The organism is Aliiroseovarius sp. S1123 (assembly GCF_023015885.1).
Taxonomy (GTDB): Bacteria; Pseudomonadota; Alphaproteobacteria; order Rhodobacterales; family Rhodobacteraceae; genus Aliiroseovarius.
Genome location: NZ_JALKBE010000004.1, coordinates 20,836 through 36,042 on the forward strand (window position 1 = coordinate 20,836; position 15,207 = coordinate 36,042).

The 15,207-nt window shown below is 60.2% G+C and carries 13 protein-coding genes; 8 read left to right on the top strand and 5 right to left on the bottom strand.

What is annotated here, in order from left to right; all coding sequences use genetic code 11:
- Positions 1 to 51: 51 nt before the first annotated feature.
- Together MWU53_RS09020 and MWU53_RS09025 are read left to right on the top strand one after the other, a co-directional pair.
- On the top strand, positions 52 to 510 hold the full coding sequence (locus MWU53_RS09020) for an NUDIX hydrolase (protein ID WP_247092576.1): 459 nt from the start codon (positions 52 to 54) through the stop codon (positions 508 to 510).
- A gap of 128 nt (positions 511 to 638) precedes the next feature.
- Positions 639 to 2,120 carry an inorganic phosphate transporter gene (locus tag MWU53_RS09025; protein ID WP_247092578.1) on the top strand — a complete coding sequence of 494 codons (1,482 nt, stop codon included), beginning with the start codon at positions 639 to 641 and terminating at the stop codon, positions 2,118 to 2,120.
- Positions 2,121 to 2,485: 365 nt separating this feature from the next.
- Here MWU53_RS09025 and argF read toward each other — a convergent pair whose 3' ends face one another.
- Entirely contained in the window at positions 2,486 to 3,412 is a 927-nt protein-coding gene (argF, locus tag MWU53_RS09030; RefSeq protein ID WP_247092580.1) for an ornithine carbamoyltransferase, read from the bottom strand.
- Positions 3,409 to 4,590 carry an aspartate aminotransferase family protein gene (locus MWU53_RS09035; protein WP_247092581.1) on the bottom strand — a complete coding sequence of 394 codons (1,182 nt, stop codon included), beginning with the start codon at positions 4,588 to 4,590 and terminating at the stop codon, positions 3,409 to 3,411. The genes argF and MWU53_RS09035 overlap by 4 nt, the downstream gene beginning before the upstream one ends.
- A gap of 248 nt (positions 4,591 to 4,838) precedes the next feature.
- On the opposite strand from MWU53_RS09035, the gene MWU53_RS09040 reads away from it, so the two are divergent.
- From MWU53_RS09040 to MWU53_RS09065, 6 genes are all read left to right on the top strand, one after another.
- Positions 4,839 to 5,714, top strand: a complete 876-nt coding sequence (locus MWU53_RS09040) for a DMT family transporter (RefSeq protein ID WP_247092583.1) — start codon at positions 4,839 to 4,841, stop codon at positions 5,712 to 5,714.
- Between the two features lie 107 nt (positions 5,715 to 5,821).
- The gene (locus MWU53_RS09045; RefSeq protein WP_247092585.1) at positions 5,822 to 6,412 is read left to right on the top strand and encodes a GcrA family cell cycle regulator; all 591 of its coding nucleotides are present in this window, start codon (positions 5,822 to 5,824) and stop codon (positions 6,410 to 6,412) included.
- Between the two features lie 104 nt (positions 6,413 to 6,516).
- On the top strand, positions 6,517 to 7,911 hold the full coding sequence (gene rimO / locus MWU53_RS09050; protein ID WP_247092587.1) for a 30S ribosomal protein S12 methylthiotransferase RimO: 1,395 nt from the start codon (positions 6,517 to 6,519) through the stop codon (positions 7,909 to 7,911).
- A 65-nt stretch (positions 7,912 to 7,976) separates the two neighbouring features.
- Positions 7,977 to 8,453: a hypothetical protein gene (locus tag MWU53_RS09055; protein ID WP_247092590.1), complete on the top strand. Its 477-nt coding sequence runs from the start codon at positions 7,977 to 7,979 to the stop codon at positions 8,451 to 8,453.
- Between the two features lie 50 nt (positions 8,454 to 8,503).
- Positions 8,504 to 8,905, top strand: a complete 402-nt coding sequence (locus tag MWU53_RS09060; RefSeq protein ID WP_247092592.1) for a DUF4864 domain-containing protein — start codon at positions 8,504 to 8,506, stop codon at positions 8,903 to 8,905.
- A gap of 108 nt (positions 8,906 to 9,013) precedes the next feature.
- Entirely contained in the window at positions 9,014 to 10,048 is a 1,035-nt protein-coding gene (locus MWU53_RS09065; RefSeq protein WP_247092594.1) for a fatty acid desaturase, read from the top strand.
- On the opposite strand, the gene MWU53_RS09070 is transcribed toward MWU53_RS09065, so the two are convergent.
- The 3 genes from MWU53_RS09070 to MWU53_RS09080 form a co-directional block, all read right to left on the bottom strand.
- Positions 10,045 to 10,362, bottom strand: coding sequence for a hypothetical protein (locus MWU53_RS09070; protein WP_247092596.1), 318 nt, complete (start codon positions 10,360 to 10,362; stop codon positions 10,045 to 10,047). The genes MWU53_RS09065 and MWU53_RS09070 overlap by 4 nt on opposite strands.
- Before the next feature lie 123 nt (positions 10,363 to 10,485).
- A complete protein-coding gene (gene carB / locus MWU53_RS09075; RefSeq protein WP_247092597.1) occupies positions 10,486 to 13,755 on the bottom strand; it encodes a carbamoyl-phosphate synthase large subunit in 3,270 nt (1,089 codons plus the stop codon).
- A 105-nt stretch (positions 13,756 to 13,860) separates the two neighbouring features.
- On the bottom strand, positions 13,861 to 15,129 hold the full coding sequence (locus MWU53_RS09080) for a glycosyltransferase family 87 protein (RefSeq protein WP_247092598.1): 1,269 nt from the start codon (positions 15,127 to 15,129) through the stop codon (positions 13,861 to 13,863).
- Positions 15,130 to 15,207 lie beyond the last annotated feature (78 nt).

The following is a 15,207-nucleotide window of genomic DNA, read 5'->3' on the forward strand; positions in this document are numbered from 1 at the left end:
ATTTAACAGCGCAACATATATAAGAACGAGCAAGAATACCGCAGGCCCACCATGTCGTCGCTTTTGAAACAAGCTTGGGACGAAGTCCTATCGCCAATGCTGAAACGCCCCAGCCGTCCTCAGGTTGCGGCGCTGTGCTATCGTGGCCAAGGCGATGACAAGGAAGTTCTGCTTGTGACGTCTCGTGGAACCGGACGCTGGATCCTGCCCAAGGGCTGGCCAATGGAAGGCGTGAATGACGCCGAAGCCGCTGCTCAGGAAGCCTGGGAAGAGGCTGGCGTCAAGAAAGGTCAACTGGATCGCGCCCCGATCGGCGAATACAGCTACCCCAAGGAACTGGATGACGGCAGCCTGACGCGCTGTTCCGCCACGGTATTTCCGATGAAGGTCAAGAAGCTGGAAAACGACTTTCCCGAGGCCGACGAACGCACCCGTGCGTGGGTGTCGCCCGAAGAGGCTGCCGGAATGGTCCAGGAAAAAGGTTTGCGCAAACTGTTGCGCGATTTCTAATTTCCCTACGCCACATGGCATTTCCATCACAGAATCTGTTGCAATCGTTGGCCTGACAAGCTAGCGCGGGCGCTGAATTGTGACGGTCGTGTAACGACCGTGTGACAAGCAGCTTGCGAGGATGGGACATGAGCGGCGAGAATAGCGGCAACCAGTGGAAGACACTGGACAAGGACCTGAACAAGATCACCCAGGTGGAATATGCAACCCAACTGGTGGCGCGTCCGCTGGTCGGCATGGGCGTGGCTTTGGCGTTCATCGTGATTGCTGCCCTGGGTGCGGCTGTGTTCTTTGGTCAGACCCCCACATCGCTGGTTGTCGTGATCGCCGCCGCCTTCGGCGCCTATATGGCGCTGAACATCGGCGCAAACGACGTAGCAAACAACATGGGGCCTGCGGTAGGTGCAAACGCGCTGACAATGGGTGGCGCCATCGTGATTGCTGCGCTGTTTGAAAGCGCTGGCGCGCTGCTGGCAGGTGGTGACGTTGTGTCGACCATTTCGAAGGGAATCATTGATCCGTCAGGCTTTGAGCACTCGCGCACATTTGTCTGGGCGATGATGGCTGCGCTGATTTCGTCGGCGATGTGGGTAAACCTTGCCACGTGGGTTGGCGCGCCTGTATCGACCACACACTCGGTTGTGGGCGGCGTCATGGGCGCGGGCATCGCAGCCGCGGGATTTGCCGCGGTCAGCTGGCCCACCATGGGCAAGATCGCTGCAAGCTGGGTGATCTCGCCGGTTTTGGGGGGCGTCGTTGCCGCCATGTTCCTGGCCCTGATCAAACACAAGATTGTTTATCAGGAAGACAAGATCGCCGCTGCCAAACGCTGGGTGCCGATCCTGATCGGGATCATGGCCGCTGCTTTTGGTGCATATCTGTCGATCAAAGGCCTGAAGCGGGTCGTCAAGATCGACCTCGGCACAGCACTTTTGATTGGCGCGGCAGTTGGGGCCGTCGCTTACGTCGTTACCGCGCCGCTCATCGCCCGTCAGGCTGAAGGGCTTGAGAACCGCACCAAATCGCTGAAGACACTCTTTGCCCTGCCGCTGATTTTCTCGGCAGCCCTGCTGTCCTTCGCGCACGGCGCCAACGACGTGGCAAACGCTGTCGGTCCGCTGGCCGCCATCGTGCACGTAGAAAGCGTGGGCGACTTCGCCGCCAAGGTTTCAATCCCCACATGGGTCATGGTCATTGGTGCGTTCGGGATCAGCTTTGGCCTGATGCTGTTCGGCCCGAAACTGATCCGGATGGTGGGCAGCCAGATTACCAAACTGAACCCGATGCGCGCCTATTGCGTTGCGCTTTCGGCAGCGATCACCGTGATCGTCGCCAGCTGGCTGGGCCTGCCCGTCAGCTCGACCCACATTGCTGTGGGCGGCGTCTTTGGCGTCGGCTTCTATCGCGAATTCCACATGGAGCGCCGCCTGCGCAAATCCATGGCCGCACGCCCCGAAGTGAAACGCGTGCCACCGGAAGAACGCCGCCGCCGCAAGCTGGTACGCCGCTCGCACTTCATGACCATCGTGGCAGCATGGGTGATCACAGTACCCGCCGCAGCGACAATGTCGGCAGTGATCTTCTATCTGCTGAACGCCCTCGTGGCGTGATCAACGGAAACATAGAAACGAATAAGGGCGCCCGTTGAGGCGCCCTATTCTATGGCAAATATAAAAACTGCGAAGGTTTCACATCTTAGCCATAGTGCAGACTTAGCACGATCATGAAGTAAGCTATGATTATCCGCAGTATTATAAGCGCCGAAACCGATAGCCAAAAGGCCCACCGAGAGACGTTTCGAGCCAACATCTCATAGCGTTTGCTTGCCAGCTTAACGTAAGCAAAGTGACCTGAAACACCGATTGCGACGAACCAAACAAGCCAGAACCAAGGCCGAAACTAAACTGGCTAGTTCCTCAAACACTCTCGATCCTTCCCAGTAGTTCGCCCGAAGACGGTCCCAAAATTACTCTATTTACTTCCCCAAGCACCAGCGCATCACGGCCTTCTGCGCGTGAAGCCGGTTCTCGGCTTCGTCGAAGATCACCGATTGCGGACCATCCATGACCGAGTTCGTGACTTCTTCTTCCCGGTGCGCGGGCAGGCAGTGCATGAACAGCGCGTCGGGTTTGGCGTGCGCCATCAGCTCGTCATTGATCTGATAGGGGCGCAGCAGGTTGTGGCGACGTTCACGAGCGGACGGCGCGTCGTGCATCGAGACCCACGTGTCCGCAACCAGAAGGTCGGCACCTTCCACGGCTTTCACCGGATCGCGCACAATCTCGACATTCACGCCTTTGGCGCGCGCTTCTTCGACAAAACCCATTTCCGGATCCAGCGATTCCGGCCCGGTGAAGGTCAGGTCGAACCCGAACTGGCCCGCGGCATGCAGGAAAGACGCGCAGACATTGTTGCCGTCGCCGGCCCAGACCACTTTCTTACCCTCGATCGAGCCGCGATGTTCTTCATAGGTCAGGATGTCGGCCATGATCTGGCAGGGGTGCGAGCGGTTGGTCAGCCCGTTGATCACCGGCACGTCAGCGTATTCCGCCATCTCAAGCAGCGTCGCCTCTTCAAAGGTCCGGATCATGATCATGTCGACATAGCGCGACAGAACCTTCGCAGTATCCGCAACGGTTTCGCCGTGGCCCAGCTGCATTTCCGAGCCGGACAGAACCATGGTTTGCCCACCCATCTGGCGCACACCCACGTCAAAGCTGACGCGGGTCCGGGTCGAGGGCTTTTCAAAAATCAGCGCAACCATATGACCGTCGAGCGGCTTTTCGTCGTCCAATGCACCCTTGGGGCGACCTGCGCGCGCGGCTTTGATCCGGTGTGCTTCCGAGATGATGTTTTTCAGGTCGCTCGTATCGGTGGCGTTAATGTCAAGGAAATGTGTCATGTGCTCTGGCCCTCCACGGCCTTGGCAGCGGTTTCAAGGCGGGTGACCGCCTGCGAGATGTCTTCGTCTTCGATGGTCAGTGCGGGCAGGATGCGCAGCACGTTGTCGCCCGCGGGCACGCACAGCAACTGCGCGTCATAGCATTTCGCCAGCACGTCCATATTGGTCGCCTTGCATTTCAGGCCCAGCATCAAGCCCGACCCGCGCACTTCTTCGAATACAGCAGGGTGCTCGGCCACAAGGCCTTCCAGCTTCTGGCGGAACAGACCTGCCTTGCGGCTGACCTCGGCAAGGAACGCAGGATCGGCGACGATCTCGGTCACTTTCGAGCCGACCGCACAGGCCAGAGGGTTGCCGCCATAGGTGGATCCGTGGGTGCCAGCGACCATGCCGCTTGCCGCATCTTCGGTCGCCAAAACAGCGCCCAGCGGGAAGCCCCCGCCGATGCCTTTGGCAACCATCATGATGTCCGGCGTGACGCCCGAGAACTCGTGCGCGAACAGCTTACCGGTCCGGCCCATGCCGCACTGTACTTCGTCAAAGATCAACAAAGCGCCCGCATCGTCACAAGCGGCACGGATAGCTTTCAGCTCGTCATCCGGCACGGGGCGAATGCCGCCCTCGCCCTGTACGGGTTCGATGATCACGGCGGCCACGTCGCCCTCGGCCAGTTCATTGGTCAGACCATCAAGGTCACCGAACGGCAGATGCGTGAAGCCCGGCAGAAGCGGGCCGAAACCTGCGGTCAGCTTTTCGCCACCTGCAGCGGCAATGCCTGCGGACGACCGGCCATGGAACGAACCGTCAAAACCGATGATCCGCGCGCGCTCCTCGCCTTTGTCAGACCAGTACTTCCGCGCCATTTTCACGGCGAGTTCACAGGCTTCCGTGCCCGAGTTCGTAAAGAACACTGTGTCCGCAAAGGTCAGATCGACCAGCTGATCCGCCAGCCTCTGTTGCTGCGGGATCTTGTAAAGGTTCGACACATGCCAAAGCTTCGCACCCTGTTCGGCCAGAACCTGAACCAGCGCAGGATGGGCATGGCCCAGCGCATTCACCGCGATGCCCGCGCCCAGATCCAAATATCGCTCGCCCCCATCCGTAACAAGCCAGCTGCCCTGACCGCGCTCGAAAGCAAGGTCTACACGGTTATAGGTCGGCAGAAGCGACGGGATCATGGTCGTATCCTTTACAAAAAAGAAGCCTTTGCGTGCCGGATGGCGGGCTTCAAGTCAACATTTTCCAGAGGGTTTCTGAGGGGTTTGCGCAAACGGAGCGCAGGATCAAACGAACGGGACGTCAGGCGCGGGTGCGTCGGCGTCGGGTTTCAGCGATATGCAGGCGTTTGATCATGGGGGCGGGATAGGGGATCGCACCCGTGCTGTCCAGCCTTTTCAAACCAGATACCTATGCGTAGGAGAGAAGGATGGAAACGCGCAACGCTCCCCTCGCTGCCGTCGGCTTCATGCTGGTGGCCACCGTGTTCATCGCGGGCACGACGCTGATGGCGAAGCTGGCGGGGAAAGATCTGTTGGGCGATCCGCTGCACCCGGTCCAGATCACGCACGGACGGTTTACCTTTGCGTTTCTGGCGATTGGCAGCTTCGCGTTGTTTCGCCGGTTGCGCATCACGCGCCCGAACATGAAACTTCATGCCGCGCGGTCTGCCGCCGGATTTGTGGGCGTGACCTTGATGTTTGCCGCCGCCACGCTGATCCCGTTGGCGGATGCCACTGCGATTTCGTTCCTGAATCCGGTCTTCGCGATGCTGCTGGCCATCCCACTGCTGGGTGAACGTGTCGGCCCGTGGCGCTGGCTGTCTGTGGCCATGGCGTTGACGGGCGCGCTGATCCTGATCCGCCCGGGCGCCAGCAGCTTTGACCCTGCGGCGTTTCTAGCCCTCGGGGCGGCAGCGCTACTAGGGCTCGAGACCATCTTCATCAAACGGTTGGCCGGGCGCGAAGCGCCCTTGCAGATCCTTGTCATCAACAACGCCTTCGGTCTGACCATCGCCACGTGCGCGGTGCTGTTCGTGTGGCAAGCGCCCACGCCCGCGCAATGGGGCGTGCTGGCAGCGCTTGGCTTCATGATGGCCGCGGCGCAGGCGTGCTATGTGCAGGCGATCCGGCGCGCCGATGCCAGCTTTGTCGTGCCGTTCTCGTATGCAACACTGATCTTCGCCGCCCTCTATGACTTTGGCCTGTTTGGCGTGGCGCCCGGGTGGCTCAGCGCGCTTGGAGCGGGGATTATCGTGGCGGGTGGTGCCATTCTGGCGTGGCGCGAAGGACGACAGGCCAAGTAAAGCGGCTTCTTGGCTTGTATCCGCCGCGTGGGTGACTAGTATAGGGCCTTGTGAATTCAAAGGGGCCTGACCGAGAACGGCCGCCCCCAAGCAGACGGGAAGAAAGCATGTCCTGGACCGACGAGCGCGTAGAAATCCTGAAGAAGATGTGGGGCGAGGGTCAATCGGCCTCGGTCATCGCGAAGGAACTTGGTGGTGTGACCCGCAATGCGGTCATCGGCAAGGTGCATCGTCTGGGCCTATCCAACCGCTCGAGCGGTGGCAGCAAAGCCCCTGCTGGCGACAAGGCAACGGCCAAGACAGCCGCCAAGCCTAAGGTAGCGGCCAAGCCCAAGGCTGCCCCGAAGAAAGCCGCTGAACCTGCGCCGAAAGCCGAAGAGGCGCCAGTGGCGGACGCCAAACCAGCAACGCCCGCGCGCAAGGCGATCATTCCGGCAGGCCAACCCCTGCCCCCGCAGCCTTCGGCCAACGAAATCAGCCCCGAGGCCCTGGCCAAAGTTAGCGAAGTGGAAAAAGGCGCCAAGCGTCTGAACCTGATGGAACTGACCGAGAAGACTTGCAAATGGCCTGTGGGCGACCCGGCCACCGATGACTTCTGGTTCTGCGGTCTGGGCGTCCAGCAAGGCAAACCCTATTGCGAGGCGCATGTGGGCGTGGCGTTCCAACCGATGTCCTCGCGCCGCGACCGCAAACGGTAAGCGACCGCGACACAGTTTTTCGAAAGCGCGTCCCACCGGGCGCGCTTTTGCATTCCACCCCCGCGCCCTTCCCATCGCGCACAGCTTTAGCTATACGGCCCGCCATGACTGATCCTGTAAATCCGCCCAACCTGCGTCCCGACCTTGCCCCCAAGGCCCGCTTTTCCGAGCCCGCCCGCGCGGGTCAGCCCACCGTGGGCATGGTCAGCCTTGGCTGCCCAAAGGCGCTGGTCGACAGCGAACGCATCCTGACCCGCCTACGCGCCGAGGGCTATGCGATCAGCCCCGACTACTCCGGTGCCGATGCAGTCATCGTAAACACCTGCGGGTTTCTTGATTCAGCGAAGGCCGAAAGCCTTGAAGCGATCGGAGAAGCCCTGAATGAAAACGGCAAGGTGATCGTCACCGGCTGTCTGGGCGCGGAAGAGGATTACATCCGCGGCACCCATCCCAGCGTCTTGGCCGTCACCGGCCCGCATCAATACGAGCAGGTGCTGGACGCCGTGCACGGCGCCGTGCCGCCCAGCCCCGACCCGTTCATCGACCTGCTGCCCGCCACCGGCGTCAGCCTGACCCCGCGCCATTACAGCTATCTGAAGATCTCGGAAGGCTGTAACCACAAGTGCAAGTTCTGCATCATCCCCGACATGCGCGGGAAACTGGCCAGCCGCCCGGCCCATGCGGTCGTCCGCGAGGCCGGGAAACTGGTGGATGCGGGCGTGAAAGAACTGCTGGTGATCAGCCAAGATACCTCGGCCTATGGCGTCGACATCAAGCACGCGGAAGAACGCGGCCACCGCGCCCACATCACCGATCTGGCGCGTGACCTTGGCGCGCTGGGTGCGGGTAAAGACCTGTGGGTGCGCCTGCACTATGTCTATCCCTACCCGCATGTGCGCAATCTGATCCCGCTGATGGCCGAGGGGCTGATCCTGCCCTATCTGGACATCCCCTTCCAGCACGCCCACCCGGACACGTTGAAACGCATGGCCCGCCCGGCAGCAGCATCCAAAACGCTGGACGAGATCGCCGCGTGGCGCGCGGACTGCCCGGACATCACCCTGCGCTCGACCTTCATCGTCGGCTACCCCGGCGAGACCGAAGAAGAATTTCAGACCCTTCTGGACTGGATGGACGAGGCCCAATTGGATCGCGTCGGCTGCTTCCAATACGAAAACGTCGATGGCGCACGCTCCAACGACCTGCCCGACCACGTCCCCGCCGAGGTCAAACAAGACCGCTGGGACCGTTTCATGGAGAAAGCGCAGGCGATTTCCGAAGCCAAACTGGCCGCGAAAGTCGGACAGATGATGGACGTGATCGTCGACGACATCGACGAAGACGGCATCGCCACCTGCCGCACCAAAGCCGACGCGCCCGAGATCGACGGCAACCTGTTCATCGACGACGGCACCGAGGGGCTTTCGGTCGGGGATATCGTGTCCGTCGAAGTGGATGAGGCGGGGGAATATGATCTGTGGGGGCAGCTCACGTCATAAACCAAGGGTTGCCCCTACCACCACCTCGGCTAGATTGTGGCCGAACCAACCGGAGGCATTTCCACATGAAGCGACGTATCGGAATGGCATTGGCCCTTAGCTTGGCCGCTTTGGCGGGGTGCCAATCGAACAGTGGCCTGGAAAGTCAGTTTATGCTCAGGACATCCACCGCGACTGCCTGTGGTCCAATGGCAGCCGCCCGGGTCGAGCAGGAGCTGGCGGCGGTTGAGACGCTGCGCCGTGGCTATGACCGGTTCCAGATCCTCCGTAACACCGTGGCCAACAGCACCCGCGCATCCGTGACGGGTCCAACCCATGCGAACCCCTATGCCACCGCCGACACATCCAGCCCCTCGGCCAATGGCAATGTCACCTATTTCGGCAACCAGCGGGTTGTTATGACTGGCGCGCATGAGGCTATGATGTATGTCCAGATGTTCAAGCCACGCGACCGCGGCTACAAGACTGCGATCGACGCCCGCGAGGTATTGGGCCCGGATTGGAAAGCCACCGTCGCGCGCGGCATCTATTCCTGCAACTGATCCAAACCGCAGCTCGCTCCGTATTCGTCTTCGTAAAGGAGGTGATACACATGAGGTTTCCAACATCTCTTCTGCTGGGCTTGGCGTTGATGCTGACCCCAGTCTATGCACAAGACCAAAGCATCGAGGATGTGATCTCGTCCCAGATCGACGCGTTCGGGGCGCAGGATGCGGACACGGCATTTTCCTATGCCTCGCCTAATATTCAGAACCTGTTCGGCACGCCCGAAAACTTCGGCCTAATGGTGCAGAATGGCTATCCCATGGTGCAGAACCCGTCCGAGGTGGAGTATGTCGATCAGATCACCAATGGCAGCTATACGCTTCAACGTCTGCGCATTCAGGATCAGTCCGGCAAGGACCATTGGTTCGCATACGAAATGATCGTTATCGATGGCAAATGGCGGATTAACGGCGTCTATCGGATCGACCCGATTGGGCTGAGCGCCTGAACTTTGGCGCACTCTCGCAAAACGAGAGTTCCCCACATATTCCAGAATTCGCTTGATATGTTGACGCGATAGTCTATCCGAATGGCCTGACACCACAAAAGCAGGCCAATGACAGAGCTCTCAAGCATTCCGCTCCCGCAAGACGAAGACCTTACCGCCCGCGATTGGGTCAGAACGCTGGCCAAGTATCGCGAACCCAGCACGCTACGCAGCTCGTTCGAGCTGGTCGTCAGCGCGGTTCCGTTTCTGCTGCTCTGGGCGCTCGCGTGGTATTGCCTGTCGATCAGCCCATGGCTGAGCCTGGGCATTGCGCTTTTCAACGCGGCATTCCTGTTGCGCCTGTTTGCCATCCAGCATGACTGTGGACATGGTTCGGTCTTCAAAAGCCGGACCGTCAGCGATTGGGTTGGCCGGGCGATCGGGGTCGTCACCCTGACGCCTTACGACGTCTGGAAACGCACGCATTCGATCCACCACAACTCCGCCGGCAATCTGGGCAAGCGCGGGATTGGGGACATCATGACCCTGACCGTCGCCGAGTACAAAGCGCTGTCGCCACTACGGAAGTTTCAGTACCGGGTGTATCGCAACCCCATCACGCTGTTCGGCTTTGCACCCGGCTATCTGTTCCTGCTGCAAAATCGTCTGCCTTTCGGCTTGATGAACGCCGCGAAATACTGGATCAGCGCCATGGGAACAAACCTCGTCATCGTCGCAGCGCTTGTTTTGATCTGGTATTTTGGTGGGCTGATGCCTGTCCTTCTGATCTTCCTACCCACCACGCTTCTGGCCGCCACCGCAGGTATGTGGTTGTTCTATATCCAGCACCAGTTTGAAGAGACACACTGGAAGGCCGAGGAAGACTGGCAGCTGCACGATGCGGCGTTGCATGGCAGCTCGCACTACGTAATGCCCGCCATCCTGCAGTGGTTCAGCGCGAATATCGGCATCCACCACGTGCATCACCTACACAGCCGCATCCCGTTCTATCGCCTGACAGAAGTCCTGAAGGAAAACGAATATCTGGCGACGATCAACCGGATGACGATCCGTGAAAGTCTGGCCAGTGCGCGACTGCATCTGTGGGATGAGAAAAGCAAGAAACTGATGTCATTCAGCCAGGCGCAGCAGCTTTACGGTTAGATCCCGCTTGGGACGCTGAACAGAACCCAGCCATCGATCCGCGCGACCTCGACGCCGCCGGTGTCCACTTGGAACACGCCCAGACCTTCATAGTCTGCTGGGCAACCGACCAGTGTGGCCGTGTGGTCCAGATAGTTGATGGTCAGTTCGTTCTCGCCCAGCTTTTCGCATTCATCCGCCGGGTCGCGATATCCACCCATCAACGGCAGGTCCGTGACGTTGGTGGTGGGCGTCGTGGATGGCTGCATCAGCTGACATCCGGACAACAGACCGACAACCGCGACGGGCAAGACCATGGGGGCAAGGGGTTTCATCACTGCTCTCCTTCTTGTTGGGGAAAGCATAGCACAGCCCGCCCATATCAAACGAGATTTTCGCCAAACCACGAAAAAGGGCGCGGAATTGCCGCGCCCTTTGCTCTGTCTTGTCTGGTGGGCTTACGCCTCTTGTAGCGCCTTGACCGTGATCTCGCGTTCACCGCGGACCTTCATCGCGCGGGCGGCGGCATGGCTGCCTGCCAGCGTGGTGAAATAGGGGATCTTGTCCATCAGGGCGACGTTGCGCATCTCGCGGCTGTCGCTGACGGACTGCGCGCCCTCGGTCGTGTTCATGACCAGATGCACTTCGCCATCTTTCATGATGTCGATGATCATGCGGCCCGGCTCATAGGCTTTCGCCACAACATCAGCCTCGACCGCGTTTTCAGCCAGGAACTTGGCCGTGCCCGAAGTCGCGATAATGCGGAAGCCCTGCTCGATCAGCATCTGGGCGGTCTCGACCAGTTGCGCGGTCTTGTCGCCATCCTTGATCGACAGGAACACGGTGCCTTCGGTCGGCAGCATGGTGCCTGCGCCCAGCTGTGCCTTCAGGAAGGCCATCGCAAAGTCCTTGTCCGCGCCCATAACCTCGCCGGTCGAGCGCATTTCCGGGCCAAGGATCGTGTCGACGCCGGGGAAGCGGGCGAAGGGCAGAACGGCCTCTTTCACCGCATAGGTGTCGATGTTGGGATCAACCAGATCGAACGCGTCCAGCTTCTCGCCCGCCATGACGCGCGCCGCGATCGAGGCGATGGGCGACAAAACCGCCTTGGCCACGAAAGGCACGGTCCGCGAGGCACGCGGGTTCACTTCGATCAGATAGATCTCGCCATCTTTCACGGCGAACTGCACGTTCATCAGGCCAACCACGTTCAGGGCCAGCGCAAGCTCGCGCGACTGGCGGCGCAGCTCTTCGATGATGTCTTCCGACAGGCTGTAGGGCGGCAGCGAACACCCCGAATCGCCCGAGTGGACGCCGGCTTCTTCAATGTGCTGCATGATGCCTGCGACGTGTACGTCCTCGCCATCGGACAGCGCATCGACATCAACCTCGATTGCGCCGGACAGATAGCTGTCCAGCAGCACCGGGCTGTCGCCCGACACCACAACAGCTTCGGCGATGTAGCGTTTCAGCTGGCCCATGTCGCGGACGATCTCCATCGCGCGGCCACCAAGTACGTAGGACGGGCGGATCACCAGCGGGAAGCCAATGTCCTCGGCAATTTCAAGCGCCTGTTCATCGGTCGAGGCGATGCCGTTCTTCGGCTGTTTCAGGCCCAGCTTGTTGACCAGATCCTGGAACCGCTCGCGGTCTTCGGCCAAGTCGATGGCGTCCGGGGTGGTGCCCAGGATCGGAATACCTTCGGCTTCCAGCGCATTGGCCAGTTTCAGCGGAGTCTGACCACCGAACTGCACGATCACGCCATGCAGCGTGCCGTTGTCCAGCTCGACACGTAGGATTTCCATCACGTGTTCAAAGGTCAGCGGTTCGAAATACAGACGATCCGAGGTGTCATAGTCGGTCGACACGGTTTCGGGGTTACAGTTGATCATGATGGTCTCGTACCCGCGTTCGGTCAGCGCGAAACAGGCGTGACAGCAGCAGTAGTCGAATTCGATCCCCTGCCCGATACGGTTCGGGCCACCGCCCAGAATGACGACCTTTTTGCGGTCGGACGGGCGGGCCTCGCATTCAACCTCGCCCATCATCGGGGCTTCATAGGTCGAGTACATGTAGGGCGTTTGCGCTTCGAATTCCGCCGCGCAGGTGTCGATGCGCTTGAACACAGCGTTCACGCCCACGTTCCGGCGTACGTCGCGCACGTCTTTTTCGGTGCGGCCCGACAGCTTGGCCAGGCGTGCATCGGTAAAGCCCATCATCTTCAGCTTGCGCAGACCTTCAGCGGTCAGCGGCAGGCCGTTTTCACGCACTTCGTTTTCGACATCCACGATCTCGCGGATGCGATCCAGGAACCACGGGTCAAACGCGGTCACGCGCTGGATGTCGGAGTTCGACATGCCAAGGCGCATGGCTTGCGCAATCTTCAGGATGCGGTCGGGACGCTGCTCGGAAATCGCTTTGACGATGGCAGCCTCTTCCGGCGCACCTTCGATTTCGACCTCGTCAAAGCCGGTCAGGCCCGATTCCATCGACGCCAGCGCCTTCTGCATCGATTCGTGGATGGTGCGGCCGATCGACATGGCCTCGCCCACGGATTTCATCGCGGTGGTCAGTTCGGGCTTGGAGCCGGGGAACTTCTCGAAGGCGAATTTCGGAATCTTGGTGACGACATAGTCGATGGTCGGCTCGAACGAGGCAGGCGTGACCTTGGTGATGTCGTTGTCCAGCTCGTCCAGCGTATAGCCAACAGCCAGCTTCGCAGCGATCTTGGCGATCGGGAAACCCGTGGCCTTGGAGGCCAGCGCCGAAGACCGCGACACGCGCGGGTTCATCTCAATCACGACCATGCGGCCATCAGCCGGGTTCACAGCCCACTGTACGTTCGACCCGCCGGTTTCCACGCCGATCTCACGCAGCACGTTGATCGAGTGCGTGCGCATCAGCTGGTATTCCTTGTCGGTCAGCGTCAGCGCGGGCGCGACGGTGATCGAGTCGCCCGTGTGCACACCCATCGGGTCCACGTTTTCGATCGAGCAGACGATGATGGCGTTGTCGGCAGTGTCGCGCACGACCTCCATCTCGTATTCTTTCCAACCCAGCAGGCTTTCATCCACAAGGATCTGGTTCACCGGCGAGGCATCCATGCCAGTGCGGCAGTAATGTTCGTATTCTTCGCGGTTATACGCCACACCACCGCCGGTGCCGCCCAAGGTAAAGGCGGGGCGGATGATCGCGGGCAGACCGATGTCGTCCAGCGTCTCCAGCGCCGTCTTCACGCCAGCGTCCAGATCAGCTTGACCCTTTTCATTGGTCGGTGCGGTCACGATGGTCGCGCGCGGGTTCTCGATGCCCAGACGGTCCATCGCTTCGCGGAACAATTTGCGGTCTTCGGCCATCTCGATGGCGTCGCGCTTGGCGCCGATCAGTTCCACGTTGAACTTGTCCAGAACGCCCAGATCGTCCAGCTCCAGCGCGGTGTTCAGACCGGTCTGACCGCCCATGGTCGGCAACAGCGCATCGGGGCGCTCTTTCTCGATGATCTTGGCGACGACTTCTGCGGTGATCGGCTCGATGTAAGTGGCGTCGGCCAGACCCGGATCGGTCATAATCGTCGCCGGGTTCGAGTTCACCAGAATGACACGGTAGCCTTCTTCGCGCAGCGCCTTACAGGCTTGTGCACCCGAGTAGTCAAACTCGCAGGCCTGCCCAATAATGATGGGCCCCGCGCCGATGATCATGATCGAGTTGATATCGGTTCTTTTTGGCATGGTATCCCCCATCGGCAGACTGAACGCGCGCGGGAATCCCAACCGCGCGCAAATTGTCGTGGGTTATAGACACCAGCAGGGTTTCTGCAAGCCCTGTTTGCTGTTTCAACCACGATGATTTCGCGCCGTCAGCAAAAGGGCAAGCGCCACGGCTGCGATCAGGGCCAGATGCAGATAGACCTCGCCGTAGCCCGCAAGCGGTGTACCCAGCAGCCACAAGTAGACCGGCAGGCTGGTAAGAACCGCGCCGCCCAGCAAAACAAGGCGCACGCGGGGGCTTGGCGAAAGACCAAGCGAGATCAACGCCAACAGCGCGGGCAATATCAGATAGTGAAGCCACGATAGCGATGCGGTTGTCACGACCAACAGAAAAAGCAGCGTAAACCGGACCCACAGTCGGATCGGCGGCAATACGGCGCGCGTGCAGAACCAGATGGCAAGCATTCCGACGATCAGAATGGCGCGGGCAGCGATGCCCAGCCAAACGGGTTTCCCTATTAATTCAGGACGTTCGATCTGCCACTGAACGTCACCCGTCGCCGCTTGCCCGATATGATAGAGTACCGTTTCCATCCCGATCCCCAACCGACTGATCGAGATCTGTGTCGACAGATGCCCGACCCGCTCTAGCAAGGCCTGATGCATCGGCCACCCTGCGACGATCACCGAAAGACCGGCCAACAATGCCCCCGCCAGCACGAATGCACCCAGCGCGCGCCAGCGATTTTCCATAACGAACAGCACTACCAGCATCGCGGGCATCAGTTTGATCGCCGCCGCCAATGCCAGCACGGATCCCGCCGGGATGTCTTTGCCAAGGCCGAGCAGGTACAGGCAAAGCATCAAAAGGAACGAGACCAGGATCTGCGGCTGCCCCAACTGAAAGGAAAGCGAACCAAACGAGGTGTATCCGGCCAGAATGGCTCCGATCAGGCAAAAGGTAGCGAAGGGAATCATACGCGTGTGGGCAGCAGATGCGATCCGGCAGGCCATTTCATACGCCATGAAAATCATGCCGATGATCGCCCCTAGAAAAGCGATCAGACAGCTGTTCGCGAAGCTTGCAAAGGACACGGCGCCGGCCCACGGCCCCAGAACCGCAGCCCAAAGCGGCGGATAGACATAGGCCGGCAACAGGTTCGCCTCATACCCCTGCGCCCGCGCCAGTTCGCGCCACTCGGGATGGGCCTGATCCCAGAATGCCTGACCATCCGGGGCGTAAACCAGATCATGCGCCCCGGCGTCAAAGAAATAGGCTGCGAAATAAAGCGCCGACAGATCCACCGGCCAGTTGCCCCAATAACTGCGAACCGCCAAGGCGACGAAACCGGCAAGAACGACGACGCCCAAGACCCTGTCCATCCGATCCGTCATCGGGCCAGCCTTTCAGGTTGGCGCGTCTCGGGGGATATAACTGCGTGATCAAATTGCCCGACCATTCGGTCTTTGCCT

Coding starts and splice junctions, on each gene's coding strand:
- carB (WP_247092597.1), bottom strand. CDS start 13,755: ATGCCAAAAAGAACCGATATCAACTCGATCATGATCATCGGCGCGGGG.
- MWU53_RS09045 (WP_247092585.1), top strand. CDS start 5,822: ATGTCCTGGACCGACGAGCGCGTAGAAATCCTGAAGAAGATGTGGGGC.
- MWU53_RS09035 (WP_247092581.1), bottom strand. CDS start 4,590: ATGATCCCGTCGCTTCTGCCGACCTATAACCGTGTAGACCTTGCTTTC.
- rimO (WP_247092587.1), top strand. CDS start 6,517: ATGACTGATCCTGTAAATCCGCCCAACCTGCGTCCCGACCTTGCCCCC.
- MWU53_RS09040 (WP_247092583.1), top strand. CDS start 4,839: ATGGAAACGCGCAACGCTCCCCTCGCTGCCGTCGGCTTCATGCTGGTG.
- MWU53_RS09070 (WP_247092596.1), bottom strand. CDS start 10,362: ATGAAACCCCTTGCCCCCATGGTCTTGCCCGTCGCGGTTGTCGGTCTG.
- MWU53_RS09060 (WP_247092592.1), top strand. CDS start 8,504: ATGAGGTTTCCAACATCTCTTCTGCTGGGCTTGGCGTTGATGCTGACC.
- MWU53_RS09055 (WP_247092590.1), top strand. CDS start 7,977: ATGAAGCGACGTATCGGAATGGCATTGGCCCTTAGCTTGGCCGCTTTG.
- argF (WP_247092580.1), bottom strand. CDS start 3,412: ATGACACATTTCCTTGACATTAACGCCACCGATACGAGCGACCTGAAA.
- MWU53_RS09020 (WP_247092576.1), top strand. CDS start 52: ATGTCGTCGCTTTTGAAACAAGCTTGGGACGAAGTCCTATCGCCAATG.
- MWU53_RS09025 (WP_247092578.1), top strand. CDS start 639: ATGAGCGGCGAGAATAGCGGCAACCAGTGGAAGACACTGGACAAGGAC.
- MWU53_RS09080 (WP_247092598.1), bottom strand. CDS start 15,129: ATGACGGATCGGATGGACAGGGTCTTGGGCGTCGTCGTTCTTGCCGGT.
- MWU53_RS09065 (WP_247092594.1), top strand. CDS start 9,014: ATGACAGAGCTCTCAAGCATTCCGCTCCCGCAAGACGAAGACCTTACC.